The organism is Mesorhizobium sp. M1A.F.Ca.IN.020.04.1.1 (assembly GCF_003997315.1).
Taxonomy (GTDB): Bacteria; Pseudomonadota; Alphaproteobacteria; order Rhizobiales; family Rhizobiaceae; genus Mesorhizobium.
This window is the reverse complement of the sequence record NZ_RZSN01000327.1, coordinates 1-2,777: the sequence shown is the minus strand read 5'-3', so window position 1 is coordinate 2,777 and position 2,777 is coordinate 1. Positions and strand designations below refer to the sequence as shown.

Sequence of the window (2,777 nt, the reverse complement as noted above, 5' to 3'; positions counted from 1 at the left end):
GATCATGAAGGCCGCGCAGATCGATGGCGCCACCACCTTCCAGCTCTACCGCCGCATCGTTATTCCGCTGCTCAGGCCGGTGTTCCTGTCGGCCTTCATCGTGCTCGCGCATCTGGCCATCAAGTCCTATGACCTTGTCGTGGCGCTGACCAGCGGCGGACCGGGCGGTTCGGCCTGGCTGCCCTCCAACTTCATGTATGAGTTCACCTTCAAGCGCAACGAGATGGCGGTGGGCTCGGCGAGCGCGGTGATCATGCTGATGACTTTGACCGCGATCATCGTGCCTTATCTCTATTCCGAGCTCAGGGAGAAGCCGCGATGAGCGCCGTCACCTCACCGGCCAGCCAGGCATCGAGCGGCGTCAGCGCCAGGACGATCAACCGCATCGTAATCTACGGGCTGCTCGCGCTGTTCGCGCTGTTCTACCTGATGCCGCTCTTCGTGATGCTGGTCACCTCGTTCAAGACCATGGACGAGATCCAGAACGGCAACATGCTGGCGCTGCCGCAGTCGCCGACCATCGCGCCATGGTTCAAGGCCTGGGGCGAAACCTGCGTCGGCCTGACTTGTGCCGGCATCAAGGGCTACTTCTGGAACTCCATCAAGATGGTGGTGCCGGCGGTGCTGATCTCGACGCTGCTCGGCGCTCTCAACGGCTATGTGCTGACCAAATGGCGCTTCCGCGGCCACACGCTGGTCTTCGCGATGATGCTGTTTGCCTGCTTCATTCCGTTCCAGTCGGTGCTCTTGCCAATGGCGACCATCCTCGGCAGCATCGGCCGCTTCGGCGCCAGCCTGCAGAACGCGACGGGGTTCAACTTCGGCCTCGGCAACTCGACGGTCAACCTGGCCTTCGTCCATGTGGTCTACGGCCTCGGCTTCACCACGCTGTTCTTCCGCAACTATTACGAGGCCTTCCCGACCGAACTGGTGAAGGCGGCGCAGGTCGACGGCGCCTCCTTCTTCCAGATCTTCCGTCGCATCATGCTGCCCAACTCGATGCCGATCTTCGTCGTCACCGTCATCTACCAGTTCACCAACATCTGGAACGACTTCCTGTTCGCTTCCGCTTACGCCGGCACCGGCGACGTAATGCCGATGACGGTGGCGCTCAACAATGTCGTCAACACCTCGACCGGCGTCGTCGAATACAACGTCAACATGGCCGCGGCGATGATCGCCGCGCTCCCCACCCTGATCGTCTATGTCGTCGCCGGCCGCTATTTCGTGCGCGGGCTGATGGCCGGCGCGGTCAAGGGCTGACCCTATTTTCTGAAGGAACGACCATGGCTTTTCTGGAAATTGATGGGCTGAAGAAGCGCTTCGGGAATGTCGAGATCCTGAAGGGCATCGATGTCGAGCTCGAAAAGGGCGGCTTCCTTGTGCTGGTCGGCCCGTCCGGCTGCGGCAAGTCCACGCTGCTCAACACCATTGCCGGGCTGGAAACCATCACCGAGGGCCAGATCCGTGTCGACGGCCGCGCCATCAACGATCTGCATCCCTCGAAGCGCGACATCGCCATGGTCTTCCAGAGCTACGCGCTCTATCCGAACATGACGGTTGCCGGAAACATCGCCTTCGGCATGGAGATGCGCGGCGTGCCGGCGGCGGAGCGCCAGGCGGCGATCGACAAGGTGGCAAAGATACTGCAGATCGGTCACCTGCTCAACCGCAAGCCCAGCCAGCTTTCCGGCGGCCAGCGCCAGCGCGTCGCCATGGGCCGGGCGCTGGTGCGCGACCCGAAACTCTTCCTGTTTGACGAGCCGCTTTCCAACCTCGACGCAAAGCTGCGCGTCGACATGCGCATCGAGATCAAGCGCCTGCACGCCACGACCGGCACCACGATCGTCTATGTCACCCACGACCAGATCGAGGCGATGACGCTGGCGACCAAGATCGCCGTGATGCGCGACGGCGAGGTACAGCAGTTCGGCACGCCGGCCGAAGTCTACAACAACCCCACCAATATCTTCGTCGCCGATTTCATGGGCTCGCCCGCGATGAACCTGATCCCGGCCAAGATCGGCGCCAATGGCAGCGGGCTTTCCGTTGTTCTCGATCGTGAGGCCCGCCAACCGATCACGCTGTCGCTGCCCGGCGCGCCGACCGGCCTTGCGGCCTTCAAGGACAAGCCGGTCATCTTCGGCGTGCGCCCGGAAGCGCTGACCGATCCAGAAGGCGCCGAGCGCAACGGATCCGAAATCGCCACCGCCGACTGCCACATCGAAGTGGTCGAGCCGGCGGGATCGGACACGTTCGCCGTCACCAATCTCGGCGGCAAGGGCGTGGTGGCGCGGCTGCGCGCCGACGCCAGGATCCAGCCCGGCACCAGCACGCCGCTGGCCTTCAATCTCAGCAAGGCGGTGTTCTTCGATCCGGCGACCGAGAAGCGCATTCTCTGATGCATGTCGCCCAAAAGTGGATCCGGTTTTGGGGCAGCGACATGCGTCAAGACAAAGATCTAAAGCGCGTGGTCCCGGTCAGTTCAAACACGACGCGCTTTAGACCATGACAAATCCGGATATCGTCATCATCGGCTCCGGCATCGGCGGCGCCACGATCGCCTCCGGCTTGGCCGGCAGCGGCGCCTCGATCCTGATCCTGGAACGCGGTGAACCGCTGCCCGCGACGCCGCATGCGCGCTCGACGCGCTCGATCTTCGTCGACGGGCGTTACCGGCCGAAGGAGATGTGGCGCGAGGCCGGCGGCGCCGCGTTCAACCCCGGCAATTACTATTATGTCGGCGGCAACTCGAAATTTTTCGGCGCGGTGCTGAT

Annotated in this window: 4 protein-coding genes; all 4 read left to right on the top strand. The window is 63.0% G+C overall.

The genetic code is table 11. The annotated features are described in order from the left end of the window. Positions 1 to 322, top strand: a 322-nt coding sequence (locus tag EOA49_RS31375; RefSeq protein WP_164749367.1) for a sugar ABC transporter permease, incomplete at its 5' end; no start/stop codon positions are given. After that, positions 319 to 1,263 (top strand): carbohydrate ABC transporter permease, encoded by a 945-nt coding sequence (locus EOA49_RS31370; RefSeq protein ID WP_067325882.1) that lies wholly within the window; start codon positions 319 to 321, stop codon positions 1,261 to 1,263. The genes EOA49_RS31375 and EOA49_RS31370, both read left to right, overlap by 4 nt. Before the next feature lie 23 nt (positions 1,264 to 1,286). Continuing rightward, complete coding sequence (locus tag EOA49_RS31365) at positions 1,287 to 2,402, top strand: ABC transporter ATP-binding protein (protein WP_067325879.1); 1,116 nt, start codon at positions 1,287 to 1,289, stop codon at positions 2,400 to 2,402. 106 nt (positions 2,403 to 2,508) lie between these two features. After that, positions 2,509 to 2,777: FAD-dependent oxidoreductase (locus EOA49_RS31360; protein ID WP_127243573.1), on the top strand; the 269-nt coding region annotated here is incomplete at its 3' end.